The following is a 21,381-nucleotide window of genomic DNA, read 5'->3' on the forward strand; positions in this document are numbered from 1 at the left end:
GGCTTGGGTATTCGGTTTTCAGAAAACGCAAAGGCGCCCTGGACCTTGCGGTCGGGGCGCCATTGCCGTTGCTGCTCAAGTTGTCTCGCCGGCCTTGCGGCCCGCGCATGAACCATCAAGCAAAGTCCGTGCCAGGGATGCCGTAGTGCATCCGCGAGCGGGAGCCGTCCGCGGATTCATAGGGGAAACAGAGTGGGAGCGGGGCGGGCGGCGCGATCTGCCTGCGGACGCCCCAAGGTGCCGATGCGTCAAGGCGGTGCATATCCCTGTGCGGATTTGCACCCGTTTGGCGCAGCCGGGCGGACAGGGAAACGCCGCTACGCAAACGCCGCCTGGACGGCGGCAAAGGCCGCGGCGACCAGCGGATCGTCGCGGCGGGATGCCAGGGTGATGAAGGAGAGTTCGGCCTGGATGGCCAAGCCCTTGACCAGCACCAGCCCGCTGGCCTGGGACTCGCGCAGCGCGATGGAGTCGCGCGCCAGCGACAGGCCCACGCCGGAGCGCACCAGGTCCAGCATCGAAGCTTCCTGGTCCACCTCGGCCACGGCGTTGGGTGCAATGCCCAGCGTGTCGAATTTTTCCGACAGCAGCCGGTGATGGACCGAGTCCGGCGGCGTCCAGATCCAGGGCAGGGCGGCGATCGCGGCCCAGTCGCGGGCGGCCACCTGCGCGCCCCAACCCTTGGGAGCCACGACGAAATAGGTGAATGACGCGAGCGGCAGCGCCTGCAGTCCGGCGGGCCCCGGGTCCCGCCCTTGGGGGCCGAGCGCAAAGCCCACGTCCAGTTCGCCCGCGCGCACCTGCTTCGCCACCGATCCGGACATGCCATGGCGCAGGGTGGGGCGGATCTTGGGATAGCGCTCCACCAGGTATTGCAGCGTGGCGCCCAGGCGCAGGAACTCCGGATCAAGAATCGTGCCGATGCGCAGATCGCCCTGGACGGTGTCGCGCAAGGCGCCGATGGCGCGCTGGAAGTCGTCGAGCGCGTCCAGGATGCGTTGCGCCGAGGGCAGCAGGGCGCGGCCGTCGGCGTTGGGCGCCAGGCCCTGCGCCGTGCGCGAGAACAAGCTCAAGTCCAGTGATTCCTGGAAGTTCTTCAGCTGCAGGCTGAGCGCGGGCTGGGTCAGGTGCAGATGCTCGGCCGCGCGCGTCAGGTTGCCCTCGCGGGCCACGGCGGCAAAGGTGCGGATGTGCTTCAGGTCCATGGGGCGGTTCCCGGAGTGAGTGGCGAGCGGCACGACTGAAAGCCGTCAAAAGGCTAGAGCATTATTTAAATTGCTTATAAACCGTTTTTCAACAATTCATTGGACAGTTCCGCCTGGCTGCGCGAGAGTCACGCTAGTGCCCGGGGCGCGGAATGCGGTCGCAGCCGGGTCGGCTCAACGTCGTCGGCGGGCGCTCCGCCCGGCAAAAAGATAAGAAGAGCTTATGGAGACATACGACTACATCATCGTGGGCGCGGGTTCTGCCGGTTGCGTGCTGGCCAACCGCCTGAGCCGCGACCCCGCTGTGCAGGTGCTGCTGCTGGAGGCCGGCGGCAGCGACAACTACCACTGGATCCATATCCCGGTGGGTTATCTGCATTGCATCGGCAACCCCCGGACGGACTGGATGTACCGCACCGCGGCGGAACCGGGCCTGGGCGGCCGTTCGCTGATCTATCCGCGCGGCCGCGTGCTGGGCGGCAGTTCATCGATCAACGGCATGATCTACATGCGCGGCCAGCGCCAGGACTACGAGGACTGGGCCGAGCTGTCCGGCGATCCGGCCTGGGGCTGGGACCAGGTGCTGCCCGTGTTCAAGCGCAGCGAGGACTACCACCGCGGCGCGGACGAGTTCCACGGCGCCGGCGGCGAATGGCGCGTGGAGTCGCAGCGCCTGCGCTGGGACATCCTGGAAGCCTTTGCCGGCGCGGCCGAGCAGGAGGGCATCCCGCGGGTGCAGGACTTCAATCGGGGCGACAACTTCGGCTGCGGCTACTTCGAAGTGAACCAGCGCGGCGGCTGGCGCTGGAATACCTCTAAGGCGTTCCTGCGCCCGGTGCGCAGGCGTGCGAACCTGCGGGTGATGACAGGCGCGCAGGCCGAGCAGCTGGTGTTCGAAGGCAAACGCTGCGTGGGCGTGCAGTTGCGCCAGGGCGGCCAGAGCGTCACCTTGCGCGCGCGCCGCGAGGTGGTGCTGGCGGCGGGGGCCGTGAATACGCCGGTGTTGCTGGAGACCTCCGGCGTGGGGGAGCCGGCGCGCCTGCGCGAAAGCGGTATCGCACTGCGCCACGCCCTGCCGGGGGTGGGCGAGAACCTGCAGGATCACCTACAGCTGCGCGTCATCATCCAGGTGCAGGGCGTGAAGACGCTGAACCGCATCGCCTCCACCTGGTTGGGCAAGGCGGGCATTGGATTGGAGTACCTGCTTAAGCGCAGCGGCCCCATGAGCATGGCGCCGTCGCAGCTGGGCGCGTTCGCCAAGTCGGATCCGAAGCAGGCGCGCGCCAACGTGGAATTTCATGTGCAGCCGCTGTCGCTGGGCGCTTTTGGCGAACCCCTGCATGGCTTTGACGCTTTCACCGCCAGCGTGTGCAACTTGCGGCCTACCTCGCGCGGCAGCGTGCACGCGCAGGGGCCGCAAGGGAAGCCCGCCATTAGCCCCAACTATCTGAGCACCGAGGAAGACCTGCGCGTGGCGGCGGACTCGATCCGCCTGGTGCGGCGGATCGCGGCGGCGCCGGCCTTGCAGCGCTACCAGCCGCAGGAATGGCTGCCGGGGCCGGCGTTCCAGACCGATGCCGAACTGCGGGAAGCGGCCGGCAAGATCGGCACCACCATCTTCCATCCAGTGGGCACCTGCGCCATGGGGCGTGATGCGGACGGCGGGGCGGTGGTGGACGCGCGGCTGCGCGTCCACGGGCTGGAGGGCTTGCGCATCGCCGATGCGTCGGTGATGCCGCTGATCACCTCCGGCAATACCAACTCGCCGACCATCATGATCGCGGAGCGGGCGGCCGATATGATTCGCGAGGACGCTGCAGGCCGTTGAATCGACGTGCTGCATCCCGGAAAAAAAGCCGCCCATGTGGGCGGCTTTCTTGTGATGGCGAGGCCGCGTTCAGCGCAGCGAGCGGTACGTCTCCTGCCGCTGCGGATGGGTCAGCATGACTTGCCAGAGCTGGCCCTCGCGTGACCGGAAGAAGCCGGCGCAGCACATGAGGTAGTACTTCCACATGCGGTAGAAGCGCTTGCCGTAGCGCGGTTCCAGCTCGGGCCAGGCGTGGTCGAACCTGTCCCACCAGGCCATCAGCGTGCGGTCGTAGTCGGCGCCGAAGTTGTGCCAGTCTTCGATGATGAAGCGGCCTTCCACCGCCGTGGCGATCTCGCGGGCGGACGGCAGCTTGCCGTTGGGGAAGACGTAGCGGTCGATCCAGGGGTCGGTGCTCTGGCTGGTGGAGGCGATGCCGATGGTGTGCAGCAGGAACACGCCGTCCGGGGCCATCAGGCGCTGCACGTTGCTGAAGTAGGTGTCGTAGTTCTTGGGGCCGACGTGCTCGAACATGCCTACCGAGACCACCTTGTCGAAGCTGCCCTGCAGGTCGCGGTAGTCCTGCAGCAGCAGTTGCACGGGCAGGCCCTTGACCCTTTCCTGCGCCAGCGCCAGTTGCTCCTTGGACACGGTGACGCCGGTGACCTTGACGCCATAGCGCTCGGCGGCAAAGCGCGCCAGGCCGCCCCAGCCGCAGCCGATGTCCAGCAGCGTCTCGCCTTCGCGCAGCTGCAATTTGCGGCAGATCATTTCCAGCTTGGCCAGTTGCGCTTCTTCCAGCGTCTGGGCGTTTTCCCAGTAGGCGCAGGAATAGATCATGCGGCTGTCCAGCATGGCTTCGAACACGTCGTTGCCCGCGTCGTAATGCTGTTCGCCGACCTCGAAGGCGCGGTTCTTGGATTGCAGGTTGAACAGCTTGTGGCGCAGGTGCTCGGCGATCAGCTTGACGCGGGCCAGGCCCAACGCCGCCGATCCCATGTCCGCGCGCAGCAGGCGGGTGAACAGTTCGTCGAGCTGGTCGCAGTCCCACTCGCCGTCCATATACGATTCGCCCAGCCCCAGCGACCAGCTGGCGAAGACGCGGTCATACATATGCTTGTCGTGAACCTGGATGTCCCAGGGGCGCGTGCCGTTGATGCGCACATCGGCGCGAGCCAGGACGTCCTGGAGCACTTTGGGAGGTTCGGGGGGAGGGGGACTGACGGATTGATGGCCGGTGGCCAGCGGCGAGGAAGGACTGCTCTGCTGCATACGGACTCCATATCAATTTTGGGATGACTGATCTGGCAATGCTTGAAACTTCCGACTCTGATCCTAACAGGTCCGCAACTCCAATTTAATGATTGGATCGCCTCGATAGGCAATGGCAATCCCGCTGTGTCGTGGAGCGGGGTTGGCGATCCGGATGCCAGGATCGTAGCGACGACCGGCCTGATAGTCCAGAACCAGGCGGCCTGGGTGTTGCGCCGCCGCCGCCCGCAGTCCGATAAGATACCGGCCTGGCGCGCCTCCAGCCGCGGCGCGCAACGACTTGTGGAGTGTATCGATGGTGGACGCCAGCCTGGAACCCCGTTTGGATTTCGTCACTTGCGCCAGCCCGGCGGGCCTGCACCGCATGGCCTACTGGGAATGGGGCGACCCGGCCAATGACCAGGTACTGGTATGCGTGCACGGCCTGACCCGCAGCGGGCGCGACTTCGATACACTGGCCCGGCGACTGGCCGGACGCTACCGGGTGGTCTGCCCGGACGTCGTGGGGCGCGGCCGTTCCGATTGGCTGGCCAATCCCGCCTTCTACACCGTGCCGCAATACGTCTCGGACATGGTGACCCTGCTGGCGCGGCTGAAGCCGGCGCGCCTGGCCTGGGTGGGCACGTCGATGGGCGGGCTGATCGGCCTGGCGCTGTCGGGCGCGGCCGTCTTTGCGCGCGCCATGCTGGCCATGCGTCCGCACGCGGGCATGCTGCCACCCGAGCAGGGTTTCCATCTGGACAAGCTGGTGCTCAACGACGTGGGGCCGCGCCTGGAAACCGGCGCCCTGGCGCGCATCGGCCAGTACGTGGGCGAGCCCGGCGAATTCGCGAGCTTCGAAGAGGCCGTGGCCACCATGCGCGCCAACTCCACGACCTTCGGCCCGCATACCGATGCGCAGTGGGCGGAACTGGCGCGCTATCTGTATCCCCGGCAGGGCGACAAATGGGTCAAGCATTACGACCTGGCCCTGTCCCAGGCCCTGGCCGCGCAGACCCCGGAGGAACTGGCGGCGGGCGAACAGATCCTGTGGCGTTCGTATGATTCCCTGCCGTGCCCCGTGCTGATCGTGCGCGGCGCCGAATCGGATCTGCTGACGCGCGCCACCGTCGAGGAAATGCTCAAGCGCAATCCGCGCGCGCAGGCTCACGAGGTGCGCGGCGTGGGCCACGCACCCACCTTGATGTCGGACGAGCAGGTCGATCCGGTCGCGGCGTTCCTGCTGTCCTGAGTACGCCAGCAAACCGGGGACGGCACGGCGCTATCCACGCTGCCGGGCCTTCTCTACAATAGCTGGATGAACGCGCGCACACTGAACATCGATCTGCATTGCCATTCCACCGTCTCGGACGGCGCACTCGCGCCGCGCGACGTGGCGCAGCGCGCGCATGCCAACGGCGTGGACGTGTGGGCCTTGACCGACCACGACGAAGTCGGCGGCCTGGCCGAAGCGGCCCGCGCCGCGCGCGACCTGGACATGGACTTCGCCACCGGGGTCGAGATCTCGGTGACCTGGGCGGGCGTCACGGTGCATATCGTGGGCCTGCGCTTCGACCCCGAGAACACTGCCTTGGTCGAAGGTCTGCGCAAGACCCGCTCCGGCCGCGCCGAACGCGCCAAGCGCATCGGCGAACGCCTGGCCGACATGGGCATGCCCGGCGCCTACGAGGGCGCGCTGCCTTTTGCCGGCAACCCCGAACTCATCAGCCGCACGCACTTTGCCCGCTATCTGGTCGAAGCGGGTTATTGCCCCGATGTGCAGACCGTGTTCACCAAGCACCTGGGCGACGACCGGCCCGGCCACGTGCCCATGCAATGGGCCACGCTGGCGGAGGCGGTGGGCTGGATACGCGGGGCGGGCGGTACCGCGGTCATCGCGCATCCGGGCCGCTACAAGTACACGCCGCTGCAATTCGCCGCGCTGTTCGACGAATTCCTGCAACTGGGCGGCCTCGGCATCGAGGTCAACACCGGCAGCCATACCTCGGAAGAGGCCCGCTATTATGCGGACGTGGCGCGCCGCTACGGCTTTCTGGCGTCGCGCGGCTCGGACTTCCATAGTCCCAAGGAAAGCCGGGTGGACCTGGGCCGCTTGCCGGCGCTGCCGCCCGACCTTAAGCCAGTCTGGCACGACTGGTTCTGACGCGGGCGGCGGCCAGGCCGCCTTGCCCTGCATGCTATCGACTGTGACCGCGCCCAAACGGCGCAACCGCCATGAACAAAGCCTTTGTCAAAGAGTCGGACAACGAGGACGACGACGATCTGCCGCAAGCCCAGGCCCTGCCTGCCGGCACCAAGAACTACATGACGCCGGGCGGCTACGAGCGCCTGCGCAGCGAACTCACGCACCTGATGAACGTGGAGCGCCCGTCGGTGGTGCAGGTGGTGTCGTGGGCCGCGTCCAACGGCGACCGTTCCGAGAACGGCGACTACCTGTACGGCAAGAAGCGCCTGCGCGAGATCGACCGCCGCATGCGCTTCCTGACCAAGCGGCTGGACATCGCCGAAGTGGTCGATCCGGCCGCCCAACCCAACCGCGACCAGGTCTTCTTCGGCGCCACGGTGCTGTATTCGGACAAGGCCGGCGAGGAACACCACGTCACCATCGTGGGCGTCGACGAGGCCGAGCCGCTGGCCGGCAAGATCAGCTGGATCTCGCCGGTGGCACGGGCGCTGATCAAGGCCAAGGAAGGCGATACCGTGGTGTTGCGCACGCCAGGCGGGATCGAGGAACTGGACATCCTGGACGTCAGTTATCCGGCCTAGCTGCCCGATCTGGCCGGCGCCAGCAACCGAATCCTGACGCATAAAAGAAAACGGGCGCCAGCTTGTGGCCGGCGCCCGTTGGTGGGCGGGATCTGACGTCCCTGCCTCGGTTGGCGGCTTGCGCCGCCGTTCCCCTGGGGCTTGCTGCTTGTTCTTTGCGGCTTACTTCTTGCGGTTGGCGATCGACTTCTCGGCCAGGTTGACCAGGTCTTCGCCGATCTGCTTCTTCCACTTTTCATAGACGGGCTTGGTGACCTTGACGAAGGCCTCGTGGTCGGCCTGCGACAGCGAGGTCACGGTCACGCCGTGGCCGGCGATTTCCTTCAGCAGCGACGGATCTTCCGGCGTCACGCCCTTGCGCGCGATCACGATCTGCTGCTTGCCGGCGTCCAGCGCGGCCTGGCGCACGATGTCGCGGTCCTTCTCGGACCAGGAATTCCAGACCTCGCGGTTGACCACGAAGATCAGCGGATCGGCCACGTAGTTCCACAGCGTCAGGTACTTCTGGCCCACGGTGTAGAGCTTGGAGCCGGTGTAGATCGACAGGGGGTTTTCCTGGCCGTCGACCGCGCCGCTGGCCAGCGCCGGCTGGGCGTCGGCCCAGCTCATCTGCGTGGGGTTGGCGCCCAGCGCGGTGAACGTGTCGATGTACAGCGGCGAACCCACCACGCGCAGCTTCAGGCCCTTCATGTCCTCGGGCTTCTTGATCTCGTGCTTGGAGTTGCTGAGCTGGCGATAGCCGTTTTCGCCCCAGGCCAGCGGCACCACGCCGGCTTTCTCGATGAGCTTGAACATTTCCTTGCCCACATCGCCTTGCACCAGCGAGTCGATGGCGGCGTAGTCGGGCATCAGGAAGGGCAGGGAGAACAGGTTCAGCTGCTTGACCTGCGGCGACCAGTTGATGGTCGAGCCCACGGCCATGTCGATCACGCCTTGGCGGATGGCGGTGAATTCGCGGGTCTGGTCGCCCTGGACCAGCGAGGTGCCGGGATAGACCTTGATATTGATGCGGCCCTGGGTACGCTCGCGCACCAGGTTGGACCAGATTTCGGCGCCCTGGCCCCAGGGGAAGGTGGTGCCGACGACGATGGAGAGCTTGTACTCGGGCTTGTAGGTTTGCGCGTGCGCGGGCGCCATGCCGACGACGGCCGCCGCGCACAGGGCGGCTCCGATCAGGTTGCGGAATTTCATGTTGCGTCTCCTCTCTTTGCGAGTCTGTCTGTTGTTGTAATGAACACCGGTATCGCCGGCCTTGGGGTCGCCCCGACCGGCCCTTTCAATAACCCAGCTTGTGCGGCAGCCACAGCGCCAACTGCGGGAACACCAGCACCGCGACCAGCACCAGGAACATCGCGCCCAGCAGCCACACCACCCAGCGCACCGTGGACTCCATCGGCACGCGCGCGATGCGGCAGGACACCATCAGGTTGACGGCCAGCGGCGGGGTGAACTGACCCAACGCCACCTTCAAGGTCAGGATCACGCCGAACCACACCGGATCCCAGCCATAGGCGTTGGCGATGGGCATGAGCAGCGGCACGAAGATCAGGAAGATGGAGATGCCGTCCAGGAACATGCCCACGGTCATCAGCAGCAGGATCAGCAGCGCCAGCACGCCCCATTCGCCCAGGCCGGAATTGACGATGGCATGGGTGATGGGATCAATCACGCTCAGCGTGGACAGGGCCCAGGCGAAGATGCCGGCCAGCGTCACCACCAGCATGATGACGGCGGACAGTTCGGCGGCTTCGCGCAGGATGGTGTACAGGTCGCGCAGCTTGATGGTGCGGTGGATGAACATGCCTACGAACAGGCCGTAGAACACCGCGACCACGGCGGCTTCGGTGGGCGTGAACCAGCCCATGCGCATGCCGCCCAGGATCAGCACCGGCGCGGCCAGGCCCCATGAGGCTTCGCGCAGGCTGGCCCAGAAGGGCGGGCGGGGCAGGTGGGCTTCCAGCGCGCCCATCTTGTGCTTGCGCGACAGCCAGACCGCCGGAACGATAAGGGCGATGCCGGCCAGGATGCCGGGGATCATGCCGGCGGCGAACAGCGCGGGCACCGAGGCGCCGGGCACCAGCACCGAGTAGATGATGAAGGCCACGGACGGCGGGATCAGGATGTCGGTGGCGGCGCCGGCCGCCACCACTGCGGCCGAGAACGAGCCCGGGTAGCCGGCGCGCGACATGGCCGTGATCATCACCGCGCCCACAGCCGCCGCGCAGGCCGGACCCGAGCCGGAGATGCCGCCCAGGAACATGGCCACCGCGATCGACACCAGCGGCAGCATGCCCGGGCCGCGCCCGACGATGGCGATGGCGAAGTCCACCAGCCGCTTGGCCACGCCGGAGCGGTCGAAGATCGAGCCCACCAACACAAACATGGGAATGGCCAGCAGCGGATACTTGGCCAGGCCGGCATAGAAGTTCTGCGGCACGGTCAACAAGCCATACCAGGGCGTGTCCAGGTTGGACAGCACGATGGCCACGGTCCCGCCCAGGCCCAGGGCCACGCCGACCGGCACGCCGATCAGCATCAGGACGATGAAGACGGTAAAGAGGATGGCCGCGATCATTGCTGTTCCCGGCCGGGGCTTTTGGCGATGCGGCGCAGGGTGCCGATGGTGCGCAGCGAAATCGCCGCCGCCATCACCGGCAGCCAGATCGAATACCACCAGGTCGGCACGCCGATGGCGGGCGAAGTCTCTTCGTAGATGTATTCGTCGGCCACCAGCTTGACCGACAGCACGGTCAGCAGCAGGAAGAACGCCAGCACGCAGCCGTTGGAGATCAGCGCCATGATGCGCTGGCGGCGGGGCGAGCCGGAGTCCGCCAGGATCTCGATGCGGATATGGTGGTTGCGCACGAAGGCGACGCTGCCGCCGGCCATGGTCAGCACGATCAGCAGGAACACCGAGATTTCTTCCGTCCAGGCGAAGGACTGGTCGGTGAAGTAGCGCACCAGCACGTTCAGGAAGGTGATGATGGCCAGGGTCGCCAGCAGGATCACGGCCAGCCAGTCCTCGATGGCCAGCGGCACTTTGACTGCGGGATCTGATTCGGCGGGAATGATCGGTTCTACAGGCTCGGCGGGGGCTTCGGGGCGGGACATGTGAGGCAACGGCCAGCGCCGGGTAGGCGCTATTCATTTATGGGGTCGCTGCATCCTACCGTCGCGCCGTGGGACCGGAAGTTCGTGTTTTCCCGTGGTGCGGGATAGCTGCAACATGTTGCGATGCAGCATAAATTTTGTGCCTTGAAGGCCGCCGATATCGGGAAAGTTTTGCAGCAGCGGGCTCTTGGCGCGAATGCTGCTACGCAACATCCCGCTGTGCGGCGGTTGGAATTCTTTTGTAACAATGGTCGAAACGGAGCTGTCGGGCGTTGATCGAACAACCGCTCCGGGAAAACCCCCTAAACAGGTAAAATCTCTTTTTGCTCTCCTCTCTTTATACGGCGCCCGCATCGTGTCCCTAGTTCAGCATCTGCCTGGTTCCTCCGTCCTGTCCTCCTTCCGTCGTGATCGTCTTTTGGCGCAATTGAAGGAAGCCGGCTTGCCGGTGGCCGACATATCCGCCCGCTACGAGCACTTCGTCAGCACCGACGCGGCCCTGACGGCCGAGCAGCAGCAACACCTGACCCAACTGCTGGACTACGGCACCCCCGCCACCGGCGACGCGCCGGCCAAGAGCCTGTCCCTGCTGGTGATCCCGCGCCTGGGCACCATTTCGCCCTGGGCCAGCAAGGCCACCGACATCGCCCACAACTGTGGCCTGGCCTCGGTGCACCGCATCGAACGCGGCGTGCGCTACGTGATCACGCCCGAGCGCGGCCTGCTGGGCGCCAAGACCTTCGACGACGCCATGCTGGCGCGCGCGGCCGACTGCCTGCACGACCGCATGACCGAAACCGTGGTGGACGCCAGCTTCGACGGCCAGGCGCTGTTCCAGCCGCTGGCCGGCAAGCCCATGCGCACGGTCGGCGTGCAGGCGCGCGGCGCCGAAGCCTTGGCCGAAGCCAACACCTCGCTGGGCCTGGCGCTGTCGGACGACGAAATCGAATACCTGGCCAAGTCCTTCACCGACCTGGGCCGCGATCCCACCGACGTGGAATTGATGATGTTCGCGCAGGCCAACAGCGAACACTGCCGCCACAAGATCTTCAACGCCCAATGGGTGATCGACGGCCAGGAACAGCCCAACACGCTGTTCGGCATGATCCGCGCCACCCACAAGGCGCAGCCCGCAGGTACCGTGGTGGCCTATTCGGACAACGCCGCCATCATGGAAGGCGGCCCCGCGCAGCGCTTCCAGGCCGGCGTGCCGGGCGTGACGGGCGAGGGTGTCGAAGGCGCCAAGTACATCCGCCGCGACACCACCGTGCACACGCTGATGAAGGTGGAAACCCACAACCACCCGACCGCGATTGCGCCGTTCCCCGGTGCCTCGACCGGCAACGGCGGCGAGATCCGCGACGAAGGCGCGACTGGCCGCGGCTCCAAGCCCAAGGCCGGCCTGACCGGCTTTACCGTGTCGCACCTGCGCTTCGACGACGCCTTGCAGCCCTGGGAAGCCGACCACCACGGCCTGCCGGAGCGCATCGCCTCGCCGCTGTCCATCATGATCGATGGCCCGATTGGCGGCGCGGCGTTCAACAACGAATTCGGCCGTCCCAATCTGCTGGGCTATTTCCGTTCGTTCGAGCAGACCGCCGGCGGCACGCGCTGGGGCTACCACAAGCCCATCATGATCGCGGGCGGCCTGGGCAGCATCGACGCCGGCCTGACGCACAAGGACGTGATTCCTCCGGGCGCGCTGCTGATCCAGCTGGGCGGCCCGGGCTTCCGCATCGGCATGGGCGGCGGCGCCGCCTCCAGCATCAGCATGGGCAGCAACTCGGCCGAACTGGACTTCGATTCCGTCCAACGCGGCAACCCTGAAATCGAGCGCCGCGCCCAGGAAGTGATCGACCGCTGCTGGCAGCAGGCCGAGAACAACCCCATCATCGCGATCCACGACGTCGGCGCGGGCGGCCTGTCCAACGCCTTCCCGGAACTGGTGAACGACGCCGGCCGCGGCGCCATCTTCGATCTGAAGCGCGTGCCGCTCGAAGAATCGGGCCTGTCGCCCGCCGAAATCTGGAGCAACGAATCCCAGGAACGCTACGTCCTGTCGATCCTGCCCAAGGACCTCGAACGCTTCGACGCCATCGCCCGCCGCGAACGCTGCCCCTACGCGGTGGTGGGGGTGGCCACCGAAGAGCGCCAACTGCGCGTGGTGGACGGCGAGGGCCTGCCGGGCCTGGACACGATCCGCCCGCAAGGCGAGGCCGAAGTGCGTCCGGTGGACGTGCCGATCGACGTCATCCTGGGCAAGCCGCCGCGCATGACCCGCGACGTTACGCGCCTGCCCGGCGTGTCCGCGCCGCTGGACCTGGCCGGCATTGACCTGACCGAAGCCGCCTACCGCGTGTTGCGCCACCCCACGGTGGCCAACAAGTCCTTCCTCATCACCATCGGCGACCGCACCGTGGGCGGGCTGTCCAGCCGCGACCAGATGGTCGGCCCGTGGCAGGTGCCGGTGGCCGACTGCGCCGTGACCCTGGCTGACTACGAAGGCTTCCGCGGCGAAGCCATGTCCATGGGCGAGCGCACCCCGATCGCCATGCTGGACGCGCCGGCTTCCGGCCGCATGGCCGTGGCCGAAGCCCTGACCAACCTGGCCGCCGCCGACGTGGCGCGCCTGGAAGACATCAAGCTGTCGGCCAACTGGATGGCCGCCTGCGGCGTGGCCGGCCAGGACGCCGCGCTGTACGACACCGTGTCCGCCGTCAGCGAACTGTGCCAGGCCACTGGCCTGTCGATCCCGGTGGGCAAGGATTCCCTGTCCATGAAGACGTCCTGGGAACAGGACGGCGAGCAGCGCCAGGTGGTGGCGCCGGTGTCGCTGGTCATCACGGCCTTCGCGCCCGTGGCCGACGTGCGCGCCAGCCTGACCCCGCAGCTGCGCACTGATGCCGGCGACAGCGTGCTGATTCTGATCGACCTGGGCCGCGGCCGCCATCGCATGGGCGGTTCGATCCTGGCGCAGACCTACAACCAGGTCGGCGAAACCGTGCCGGACATCGATGCGCCGCAGGATCTGCGCGCCTTCTTCGTCACCATCCGCACCCTGGCCGAAGCCGGCACCATCCTGGCCTACCACGACCGTTCCGATGGCGGCCTGTTCGCGGCCCTGACCGAAATGGCCTTCGCCGGCCGCACCGGTATCTCGGTCAATCTGGACATGCTGACCTTCGATCCGCAATCGGCGGATTGGGGCGACTACAAGATCCGCCCGGAACAGGTGGCGGTGCAGCGCGAGGAACTGACGCTCAAGGCGCTGTTCTCCGAAGAAGCCGGCGCCGTCATCCAGGTGCCCGCCGCCCAGCGCGACGCCGTCATGCAGGTGCTGCGCGGCGCGGGCCTGTCGGCCCACTCGCACGTCATCGGCGGCCTGAACGGCGCCGACGAAGTCGAGTTCTACCGCGACGGCAAGAAGGTCTGGGGCCAGCCGCGCGCCGAACTCGGCCGCGCCTGGAGCGAAGTGTCCTACCGCATCATGTCGCGCCGCGACAACCCGGCCTGCGCCCAGGCCGAGCTGGACGTCTGGAACGACGCCACGGATCCGGGCATGAGCCCCAACGTGGACTTCGATCCGCAGGAAGACGTGGCCGCGCCGTTCATCAACACCGGCAAGCGTCCGCGCGTGGCGATCCTGCGCGAGCAGGGCTGCAACAGCCAGGTGGAAATGGGCTGGGCTTTCGACACGGCCGGCTTCGAAGCCATCGACGTGCACATGACCGACCTGCTGTCCGGCCGCGTGGACCTGGCGCAAGTGCAGGGCCTGGTGGCCGTGGGCGGCTTCAGCTACGGCGACGTGCTGGGCGCCGGCGAAGGCTGGGCGCGCACCATCCGCTTCAACAGCAAGCTGTCGGACCAGTTCGCTGCCTACTTCGCGCGTCCCGACACCTTCGCGCTGGGCGTGTGCAACGGCTGCCAGATGATGGCCGCGCTGGCGCCCATGATCCCGGGCGCAGAATTCTGGCCGCGCTTCACGCGCAACCAGTCGGAAAAGTACGAAGCCCGCCTGTCCATGGTCGAAGTGGCCAAGTCGCCGTCGATCTTCTTCGCCGGCATGGAAGGCGCCCGCATCCCGGTCGCCGTGGCCCACGGCGAAGGCTATGCCGACTTCTCGCAGCAGGGCGACGCCAGCCGCGTGCTGGCTGGCGCGCGCTACATCGACAACCGCGGCCAGGCCACCGAAGCCTACCCGTTCAACCCGAACGGCAGCCCCGCCGGCCTGACGTCCGTCACCACCGCCGACGGCCGCTTCACGGTCATGATGCCGCACCCGGAACGCGTGACGCGCAACGTCATGATGTCGTGGGCGCCTGAAAAGTGGGGCCGCGCGGATGCGGGCGGCGCGTTTAGCCCCTGGATGCGCATCTTCCGCAACGCGCGCGTCTGGCTGAAGTAAGGCAGTAGCCGCCGCCGGGACTTGTCTCCCGGCGCGTGCGACACGCCCCGCCATTTGGACCTCTTGGGTCCGAATGGCGGGGCGTTTTTCATGTTCCGTCAAGCCTGCTCTGGATTCGAGGCGTGCAACGCAATGAGATATTTAACTTTTCATTGCAACCTGTCGTAAAGCATAGGTAGCCGCTATACGCAACCCGGAGTGACCCCAATGTTCAAGAATCTCAGTATTCGCGCGGTCTTGACGACCGCTTTAGCCGTTTTCTTCGCGCTTTTCCTGCTAACCGGCATCGCCGTGCATCAGCAGCTGACCTCCAATCGCAATTCCATCGAAGTCCTGCTGGACACCAACCTGGTCCGCGCCAATGCCGTGAACGGCGCCGGCACTGAACTGCTGCGGGCCCGCCTGGTGCTGCTGTCCGCCCAGACCGCCCTGATGGAAGGCAAGAGCCTGGACAACCTGGCCAGCATGCAGCGCTTGGACGGCTATACCAAGAAGGCGGGCGAACTGATCGATCTGGTGCGCAAGACGCCGGAAACCTCGGCCCAGGGCAAGCCGCTGCTGGACGCTGCCCTGGCGGCCTACGACGTCTATCACCGCGATGCGATCGTGCCGATGATCGCGGCCATCCGCGCCGGGAACGCTCAGGAATCCGGTCGACTGAATCTGGAGAAAGTGACGCCGCTGGGCCTCACCTTCACCGCGGCCATCCAGAAGTACCTGGACTACGCCGACGAAGTCGGCCAGCGCGTGGCGCGCGAGGCTTCCTCCCGCATCAACGCAGCGATCGCGGTGTTGGTCGGCCTGCTGGTCGTGGTGGCCGCGCTGGTGGTGGGCCTGTATGCGGTGTTCGGCCGCTCGGTGTTCCGTCCGCTGCATGAAGCCGGACGCCTGTTCGACCGCATCGCCGCCGGCGACCTGACCAACCGCATCGAGCAACGCGGCAACAACGAAATCGGCGTGCTGTACGGCGCCGTCAAGCGCATGCAGGACAGCCTGGCCCGCACGGTATCCGCCGTACGCCTGGGCGTGGAAGAGATCCACACCGGCGCGCGCGAGATCGCCGCCGGCAACATCGACCTGTCTTCGCGCACCGAGCAGCAAGCCGCTTCGCTGGAAGAAACCGCCGCCAGCATGGACGAGCTGTCTTCCACCGTGAAGAACAACGCGGAAAGCTCGCGCAGCGCTTCAGAACTGGCTGTGGCGGCGTCCGAGGTGGCCTCGCGCGGCGGTCGGGCGGTGGGCGACGTGGTCGGCACGATGCGCGGCATCGCCGACAGCTCCAACCGCATCGCCGACATCGTCGGCGTGATCGATGGCATCGCCTTCCAGACCAACATCCTGGCGCTGAACGCGGCCGTGGAAGCGGCGCGCGCGGGCGAGCAGGGCAAGGGCTTCGCGGTCGTCGCCAGCGAAGTGCGCGCCCTGGCGCAGCGCAGCGCCGCCGCCGCCAAGGAAATCAAGGGCCTGATCGACGACTCGGTGCAGAAGGTGTCCATCGGTTCGGACCAGGTGGAAGCCGCGGGCGCCACCATGCAGGAAATCGTGACCTCGGTGCGCCGCGTGACGGACATCATCAACGAGATTTCCAGTGCTTCTGAGGAGCAGTCGCAGGGCATTCAGCAGGTCAACCAGGCCGTGTCGCAGATGGACAGCGTGACGCAGCAGAACGCCGCGCTGGTCGAAGAGGCCGCGGCGTCCGCAGCCTCGCTGGAGACTCAGGCGCAGCGCCTGCGCGAAGCGGTGGCGGTGTTCAAGCTGCAGACCGGCCGCGTGATCGACGCCGACGCGCCGGCCGTGGGCCGCAGCGGCGAACCGGCCTTGCTCGGCGCCTGAAGTCCTTGCATGGCCGGCCATCCAGGATGGCCGGCCATGAGTACCGCCATAGCCCCCAGCGCATCGCGTCTGGGGGCTTTGCCGTTTTTGAGCCGGGACCGACGCGCCGGCAGAAACCGCAGCGGCGAAACCAGGGCCGGATAGCGGCACCATTTCCCCGCGCCGACAACAATCAGGGACAAAAGATGCCAGCCGCGCCGCGCAGGCATAAAATAGCGGATTGCCTACCCCCTCCGCACACAGGATCCCGCGCCATGAACGCACGCATCCCCGAAGACGCTCTTCCTCCCACCCTGGACCCGAAGGCCTTGCAGGCTTTCGTGGACGACAAATGGGACAACGAGATCATCCCGGCGCTGACCGACTACATCGCCATCCCGGCCAAGAGCCCGGCGTTCGACGCGGACTGGGAAAAGAACGCGTTCATCGAACGCGTGGTGCGCGACGCCGCGCAGTGGGTCGAGGCGCAGAAGGTCTCCGGCCTGAAGCTGGAAGTGGTGCGCCTGCCGGGCCGCACGCCCGTCATCTTCTTTGACGCGCCCGCCACCCGCAGCGACAACGGCGACACCGTGCTGCTGTACGGCCACCTGGACAAGCAGCCCGAATTCTCCGGCTGGCGCGCGGGCCTCGGCCCCTGGACCCCCAAGCTCGAAGACGGCAAGCTGTATGGCCGCGGCGGCGCCGACGACGGCTATGCCGTGTACGCCTCGCTCACCGCGATCATGGCGCTGGACAAGCAGGGCATTCCGCGTCCGCGCTGCGTCGGCATCGTCGAAACCTGTGAGGAATCCGGCAGCTACGACCTGCTGCCCTATGTGGACGCGCTGCGCGACCGCCTGGGCAACGTGGCCCTGGTGGTGTGCCTGGACTCGGGCGCCGGCAACTACGACCAGCTCTGGATGACGACCTCGCTGCGCGGCATGGTGTCGGGCACGCTGGAAGTGCAGGTGCTGGACGAAGGCGTGCACTCGGGCGACTCCAGCGGCGTGGTGCCGTCCTCGTTCCGCATCCTGCGCCATCTGCTGGACCGCCTTGAAGACAGCGGCACCGGCCGCCTGCTGCCGCAGAGCCTGCATTGCGAGATTCCCGCCGATCGCGTGGAACAAGTGCACGCCACCGCGCGCATCCTGGGCGACGAAGTCTGGCGCCGTTTCCCCTGGAGCTGCGGCGCCGACGGCGGCTTCGTGCTGCCCATGACGACCGAACCCGAACAGGCCCTGCTGAACCGCACCTGGCGCCCGACCCTGTCGGTGACCGGCGCCGAAGGCCTGCCGCCGCTGTCCAGCGCTGGCAACGTGCTGCGTCCGCGCACGGCCTTCAAGCTGTCGCTGCGTTTGCCGCCGCTGGTGGACGCCGTGGCCGCCTCGCAAGAGATCAAGGCTTTGCTGGAAGCCGACGCGCCCTACAACGCCAAGGTGCTGTTCAAGGCCAACGAAGGCGCCGCCACCGGCTGGAACGCCCCGGCTTCCGCGCCCTGGCTGACCCAGGCGCTGGACGCCGCCTCGCAGCAATACTATGGCGCATCCTGCGGCTATATCGGCCAGGGCGGCACCATTCCGCTGATGAGCATCCTGCAGAAGGGCTTCCCCAAGGCCCAGTTCATGGTCTGCGGCGTGCTGGGCCCCAAGTCCAACGCCCACGGCCCCAATGAATTCCTGCACGTGCCGTACGGCAAGAAACTGACCGCGGCCGTGGCCCAGACCATGGCGGCCATGCCCACTGCGTAAGCGGCGGCGACGCTGTCCTTAGCGCGGGCCGCAACGCCCGCGCTTTTCTTTTTTCCAGGATGGACCCCCCCATGATTTCCACTTCCGACGCCTACGCCAACGTGGTCGCCGAGACCAAGCACTGGCTGAACCAGGCCGTCATCGGCCTGAACCTCTGTCCCTTCGCCAAGGCGGTACAGGTCAAGGACCAGATCCGCTTTGCCGTCAGCGACGCCACCGACGCCGAAGGCGTCCTCACCGACCTGCAGGACGAGCTGGCGCTGCTGGCCGAGACCGATCCCGAGCAGATCGACACCACGCTGCTGATCATCCCGGACGCGCTGGACGACTTCCTGGATTTCAACGACTTCGAGGAACTGTCGGACCGCCTGCTCAAGCGCATGCGCCTGGTGGGCGAACTGCAGGTGGCCACCTTCCATCCGCAGTTCCAGTTCGCCGACACGCAGCCGGACGACATCGAGAACTACACCAACCGTTCGCCGTATCCGATCCTTCATCTGCTGCGCGAAGACAGCATCGACCGCGCGGTGGAATCCTTCCCGGACGCCGCGGAGATTTACGAGAAGAACATCGACACGATGAAGCGGCTGGGCCTGGAAGGCTGGAAGAAGCTGATGACCAAGGCTTAGGCCCAGGCCCGACGGTTTATCAGATCGCATACCAAATACCGCATTGCGGAATACAAGCCTTGCTTCCTCCGGGGAGCCTCGGGATATCCCTAGATAGCCCGCCCGCGGTATTGCATACAACATACTGACGCCGTGACAGCTTGCCGTAAGGCGGGCCGTCCGCGCGTCCTTTCCCTTCGATTGCTTTGCCCCGCGGCCTCTCCCGGGCGCGGGGGCGTTGTCCTTGCCTGGAGAGTTGTATGCGATTCACCCGCCGCCATGCCCTGGGCGCGCTTGCCGCGCTGCCCCTGATCTCGCGCCCCGCCTGGGCGCAGAACACCTTTCCTACCCGCCCAGTGCGGCTGCTGGTGGGCTTTGCCCCCGGCGGACTGACCGACATCGCGGCGCGCGCCCTCGCCGAGCGCATGGGCAAGACCTTGAAACAGAGCGTGGTGGTGGAAAACCGCCCCGGCGGCCAGGCCATCATCGCCACGGTGGCCGTGGCGCGCGCCGAACCGGACGGCTACACCTTGGGCTTTGCCGGCACCAACGGCATGATCCTGAACCCCTTGCTCTACAACAACCTGCCTTACCAGCCATCGGACTTCAAGCAGCTGGGCTCCATGGGCAAGTCGCCGATGCTGCTGATCGTGCACCCCGATCTGGGGGTGAAGAACGTGCAGGAGTTCATCGCGCTGGCCAAGAAAAAGCCCGGCGACATCACGTGCGCGCACGCCGGACGCGGCGTGATCAATCATCTGGCGCTGCTGCATTTCCAGTCCAAGACCGGCACCCAGTTCCAGGACGTGCCCTATAAGGGCAGCGGTCCCGCGCTGCTGGACCTGATGGCCGGCACTGTGCAGAGCACCTTCGACTTCCCGACCTCGGCGCTGCCCAACATCAAGTCGGGCAAGCTGCAGGTGCTGGCGGTCACTTCCGACAAGCGCCTCTCCAGCCTGCCGGATGTGCCCACCATGAAGGAAGCGGGCGTGGACGGCTTCGAGCTCTATACCCGCATGATGATTTCCGGCCCGGCCGCCATGCCCGCTCCGGTGGTCGCCGCGCTGGAGAACGCCGTGCGCGAAGGCACGCGCGATCCCGGCCTGGTGCAGCAGTTCGCCGACCAGGGCGTGACCGTGGAATTCACGTCCTCGGCCGACCTGGACAAGGTCATTGCCGACGAATCCGCCATGTGGGCCCAGGTCATCAAGGCCAATGGCGTGCCCAAGACCGACCTGAAGAGCTAAGGAGCCACCGTGGCAGAACAACCCAGCATCACCGTCACCCCGGAACGCGCGCTGATCGACGTGGCGCGCGAGATCCGCGTGAGCGGCTTTCCGGCCTATGCCTTCATCACCATCACGGCCAGCATGACGATGTGCGGCGCGCCGTGGCGCTCGCAAGCCGTATTCGTGGCCGGCCACGACGGCAGCCTGGACCTGGCGCGCGATTGCCCCGTGTCCGGCAGCTATGCCGAACCCTCGGCCATGGGCGTCGTCTGGTCCATGGCGTGCGAGGACATCGCCAGCGTGGTGTTCCCGCCCGACCGGACCGAGCCGCTCGCCATCCGCATCGAAGCCAGCGATGGACGCCACACCGCTACGGCCACCCTGGTGCAGGAGTTCCTGGCCGAAGGCGTGACGCACCGCGCGGTGCGCGAGCAGGTCGGCGGCATGACCTTGTCGGGCGAGCTTTACACGCCCGCAGGTCCCGGCCCGCACCCGCTGGTGATCTACATGAACGGCTCGTCGGGCGGCGTCAACGCGCCGCGCGCCGCGTTGTTCGCGTCGCGCGGCTACCAGTGCCTGGCGCTGGCCATCTTCAACTACGAGGGCCGTCCCAAGTATCTGAACGACATGCCGCTGGAGTACTTCCAGCACGTGTTGCGCTGGGCCCGCGCCGAACTGGCGCCGCGCGACGGCTTCGTGGCCTTGTCCGGCATCAGCCGCGGCGGCGAGACTTCGTTGCTGGTGGCCTCGCATTATCCGGAGCTGGTCAGCGCGGTGGTCGCCTACGTGCCGTCGCCCGTCATGCACGGCGTGGTCAGCGCCGGCGCGCCTGGCACTGGCCGCGACGCGCAGGTCTGGACCAAGGCCGGCGAGCCGCTGCCGCATCTGTGGCAGGACAACGCCAGCGCCAACTGGGACGCGGCCTACGCCTCGCAGCCGCCATACCGCCAGACCCACGCCTTCCTCAGCGCCACGCGCGACAGCGCCGCGTTCGAGCGCGCCCGCATTCCGGTCGAGAACTATCCCGGTCCGGTCCTGCTGGTCAGCGCTTCCGATGACGGCTTCTGGCCCAGCACCGCGTACTCGGAAATCGTCATGCGGCGGCGCCAGGAACACGGCCTGCCGACTTTCCACCATGTCTGCATGGGCGCTGGCCATCACGTGCACTATCCCTGCCTGCCCGCCACCCTGATCAGCAAGCCGCACGCGATGTCCGGCCTGCTGCTGGACGCGGGCGGCACGCCCAGCGCCAATGCGGCAGGCAACGAAGGGTCCTATCTGGCGGTGCTGGAGTTTCTGGGGCGCGTGGGAGGCGTCGCCCGGTAAGCGGCAGCCAAGTGGCCGCACAAGCCGCCGGCTCCAGCCCGGCGGGCATGCCGGCGGCGCGACAACGAGGCGGGCAGGCGAGCGCGCACGCG

The 21,381-nt window shown here is 66.9% G+C and carries 15 protein-coding genes; 10 read left to right on the forward strand and 5 right to left on the reverse strand.

Annotation, left to right across the window (positions count from 1 at the left end):
- Positions 1-317: 317 nt before the first annotated feature.
- Positions 318-1,205 carry a LysR family transcriptional regulator gene (locus tag AC3WOB_RS24305; RefSeq protein ID WP_492276406.1) on the reverse strand — a complete coding sequence of 296 codons (888 nt, stop codon included), beginning with the start codon at positions 1,203-1,205 and terminating at the stop codon, positions 318-320.
- A 223-nt stretch (positions 1,206-1,428) separates the two neighbouring features.
- Here AC3WOB_RS24305 and AC3WOB_RS24310 point away from each other — a divergent pair, with 223 nt between their 5' ends.
- Complete coding sequence (locus tag AC3WOB_RS24310) at positions 1,429-3,033, forward strand: GMC family oxidoreductase (RefSeq protein WP_492276407.1); 1,605 nt, start codon at positions 1,429-1,431, stop codon at positions 3,031-3,033.
- 69 nt (positions 3,034-3,102) lie between these two features.
- Here the strand turns inward: AC3WOB_RS24310 and cfa are convergent, their stop codons facing one another.
- The gene (gene cfa, locus AC3WOB_RS24315; protein WP_492276408.1) at positions 3,103-4,284 is read right to left on the reverse strand and encodes a cyclopropane fatty acyl phospholipid synthase; all 1,182 of its coding nucleotides are present in this window, start codon (positions 4,282-4,284) and stop codon (positions 3,103-3,105) included.
- A 295-nt stretch (positions 4,285-4,579) separates the two neighbouring features.
- On the opposite strand from cfa, the gene AC3WOB_RS24320 reads away from it, so the two are divergent.
- From AC3WOB_RS24320 to greB, 3 genes are all read left to right on the forward strand, one after another.
- Positions 4,580-5,515 (forward strand): alpha/beta fold hydrolase, encoded by a 936-nt coding sequence (locus tag AC3WOB_RS24320; RefSeq protein WP_492276409.1) that lies wholly within the window; start codon positions 4,580-4,582, stop codon positions 5,513-5,515.
- 66 nt (positions 5,516-5,581) lie between these two features.
- Positions 5,582-6,427: a 3',5'-nucleoside bisphosphate phosphatase gene (locus AC3WOB_RS24325; RefSeq protein WP_013394484.1), complete on the forward strand. Its 846-nt coding sequence runs from the start codon at positions 5,582-5,584 to the stop codon at positions 6,425-6,427.
- Positions 6,428-6,498: 71 nt separating this feature from the next.
- The gene (greB, locus tag AC3WOB_RS24330) at positions 6,499-7,050 is read left to right on the forward strand and encodes a transcription elongation factor GreB (RefSeq protein WP_492276410.1); all 552 of its coding nucleotides are present in this window, start codon (positions 6,499-6,501) and stop codon (positions 7,048-7,050) included.
- Positions 7,051-7,212: 162 nt separating this feature from the next.
- Here greB and AC3WOB_RS24335 read toward each other — a convergent pair whose 3' ends face one another.
- The 3 genes from AC3WOB_RS24335 to AC3WOB_RS24345 all read right to left on the reverse strand — a co-directional run bounded on the left by AC3WOB_RS24335 (position 7,213) and on the right by AC3WOB_RS24345 (position 10,161).
- Positions 7,213-8,241 carry a DctP family TRAP transporter solute-binding subunit gene (locus AC3WOB_RS24335; RefSeq protein WP_013394482.1) on the reverse strand — a complete coding sequence of 343 codons (1,029 nt, stop codon included), beginning with the start codon at positions 8,239-8,241 and terminating at the stop codon, positions 7,213-7,215.
- 85 nt (positions 8,242-8,326) lie between these two features.
- The gene (locus AC3WOB_RS24340) at positions 8,327-9,625 is read right to left on the reverse strand and encodes a TRAP transporter large permease (RefSeq protein ID WP_013394481.1); all 1,299 of its coding nucleotides are present in this window, start codon (positions 9,623-9,625) and stop codon (positions 8,327-8,329) included.
- Positions 9,622-10,161, reverse strand: coding sequence for a TRAP transporter small permease (locus AC3WOB_RS24345; RefSeq protein WP_492276411.1), 540 nt, complete (start codon positions 10,159-10,161; stop codon positions 9,622-9,624). Before AC3WOB_RS24345 ends, AC3WOB_RS24340 begins: the two co-directional genes overlap by 4 nt.
- A 355-nt stretch (positions 10,162-10,516) precedes the next feature.
- Between AC3WOB_RS24345 and purL the strand changes: the two genes are divergently transcribed.
- The 6 genes from purL to AC3WOB_RS24375 all read left to right on the forward strand — a co-directional run bounded on the left by purL (position 10,517) and on the right by AC3WOB_RS24375 (position 21,289).
- Positions 10,517-14,566 carry a phosphoribosylformylglycinamidine synthase gene (gene purL / locus AC3WOB_RS24350; protein ID WP_492276412.1) on the forward strand — a complete coding sequence of 1,350 codons (4,050 nt, stop codon included), beginning with the start codon at positions 10,517-10,519 and terminating at the stop codon, positions 14,564-14,566.
- A 207-nt stretch (positions 14,567-14,773) separates the two neighbouring features.
- Positions 14,774-16,399 (forward strand): methyl-accepting chemotaxis protein, encoded by a 1,626-nt coding sequence (locus tag AC3WOB_RS24355; RefSeq protein ID WP_013394475.1) that lies wholly within the window; start codon positions 14,774-14,776, stop codon positions 16,397-16,399.
- Between the two features lie 254 nt (positions 16,400-16,653).
- Entirely contained in the window at positions 16,654-18,126 is a 1,473-nt protein-coding gene (locus AC3WOB_RS24360; RefSeq protein WP_207464252.1) for a M20 family metallopeptidase, read from the forward strand.
- 71 nt (positions 18,127-18,197) lie between these two features.
- Positions 18,198-18,755, forward strand: a complete 558-nt coding sequence (locus AC3WOB_RS24365; protein ID WP_013394473.1) for a DUF1415 domain-containing protein — start codon at positions 18,198-18,200, stop codon at positions 18,753-18,755.
- A 239-nt stretch (positions 18,756-18,994) separates the two neighbouring features.
- The gene (locus AC3WOB_RS24370) at positions 18,995-19,981 is read left to right on the forward strand and encodes a Bug family tripartite tricarboxylate transporter substrate binding protein (protein ID WP_013394472.1); all 987 of its coding nucleotides are present in this window, start codon (positions 18,995-18,997) and stop codon (positions 19,979-19,981) included.
- A 9-nt stretch (positions 19,982-19,990) separates the two neighbouring features.
- Positions 19,991-21,289 carry an acyl-CoA thioester hydrolase/BAAT C-terminal domain-containing protein gene (locus AC3WOB_RS24375; protein WP_492276413.1) on the forward strand — a complete coding sequence of 433 codons (1,299 nt, stop codon included), beginning with the start codon at positions 19,991-19,993 and terminating at the stop codon, positions 21,287-21,289.
- The last annotated feature ends 92 nt before the right edge of the window (positions 21,290-21,381 follow it).

It is taken from the genome of Achromobacter sp. FW305-C-30-7, from assembly GCF_058783105.1.

Coding starts and splice junctions, on each gene's coding strand:
- AC3WOB_RS24305 (WP_492276406.1), bottom strand. CDS start 1,205: ATGGACCTGAAGCACATCCGCACCTTTGCCGCCGTGGCCCGCGAGGGC.
- AC3WOB_RS24310 (WP_492276407.1), top strand. CDS start 1,429: ATGGAGACATACGACTACATCATCGTGGGCGCGGGTTCTGCCGGTTGC.
- cfa (WP_492276408.1), bottom strand. CDS start 4,284: ATGCAGCAGAGCAGTCCTTCCTCGCCGCTGGCCACCGGCCATCAATCC.
- AC3WOB_RS24320 (WP_492276409.1), top strand. CDS start 4,580: ATGGTGGACGCCAGCCTGGAACCCCGTTTGGATTTCGTCACTTGCGCC.
- AC3WOB_RS24325 (WP_013394484.1), top strand. CDS start 5,582: ATGAACGCGCGCACACTGAACATCGATCTGCATTGCCATTCCACCGTC.
- greB (WP_492276410.1), top strand. CDS start 6,499: ATGAACAAAGCCTTTGTCAAAGAGTCGGACAACGAGGACGACGACGAT.
- AC3WOB_RS24335 (WP_013394482.1), bottom strand. CDS start 8,241: ATGAAATTCCGCAACCTGATCGGAGCCGCCCTGTGCGCGGCGGCCGTC.
- AC3WOB_RS24340 (WP_013394481.1), bottom strand. CDS start 9,625: ATGATCGCGGCCATCCTCTTTACCGTCTTCATCGTCCTGATGCTGATC.
- AC3WOB_RS24345 (WP_492276411.1), bottom strand. CDS start 10,161: ATGTCCCGCCCCGAAGCCCCCGCCGAGCCTGTAGAACCGATCATTCCC.
- AC3WOB_RS24355 (WP_013394475.1), top strand. CDS start 14,774: ATGTTCAAGAATCTCAGTATTCGCGCGGTCTTGACGACCGCTTTAGCC.
- AC3WOB_RS24360 (WP_207464252.1), top strand. CDS start 16,654: ATGAACGCACGCATCCCCGAAGACGCTCTTCCTCCCACCCTGGACCCG.
- AC3WOB_RS24365 (WP_013394473.1), top strand. CDS start 18,198: ATGATTTCCACTTCCGACGCCTACGCCAACGTGGTCGCCGAGACCAAG.
- AC3WOB_RS24370 (WP_013394472.1), top strand. CDS start 18,995: ATGCGATTCACCCGCCGCCATGCCCTGGGCGCGCTTGCCGCGCTGCCC.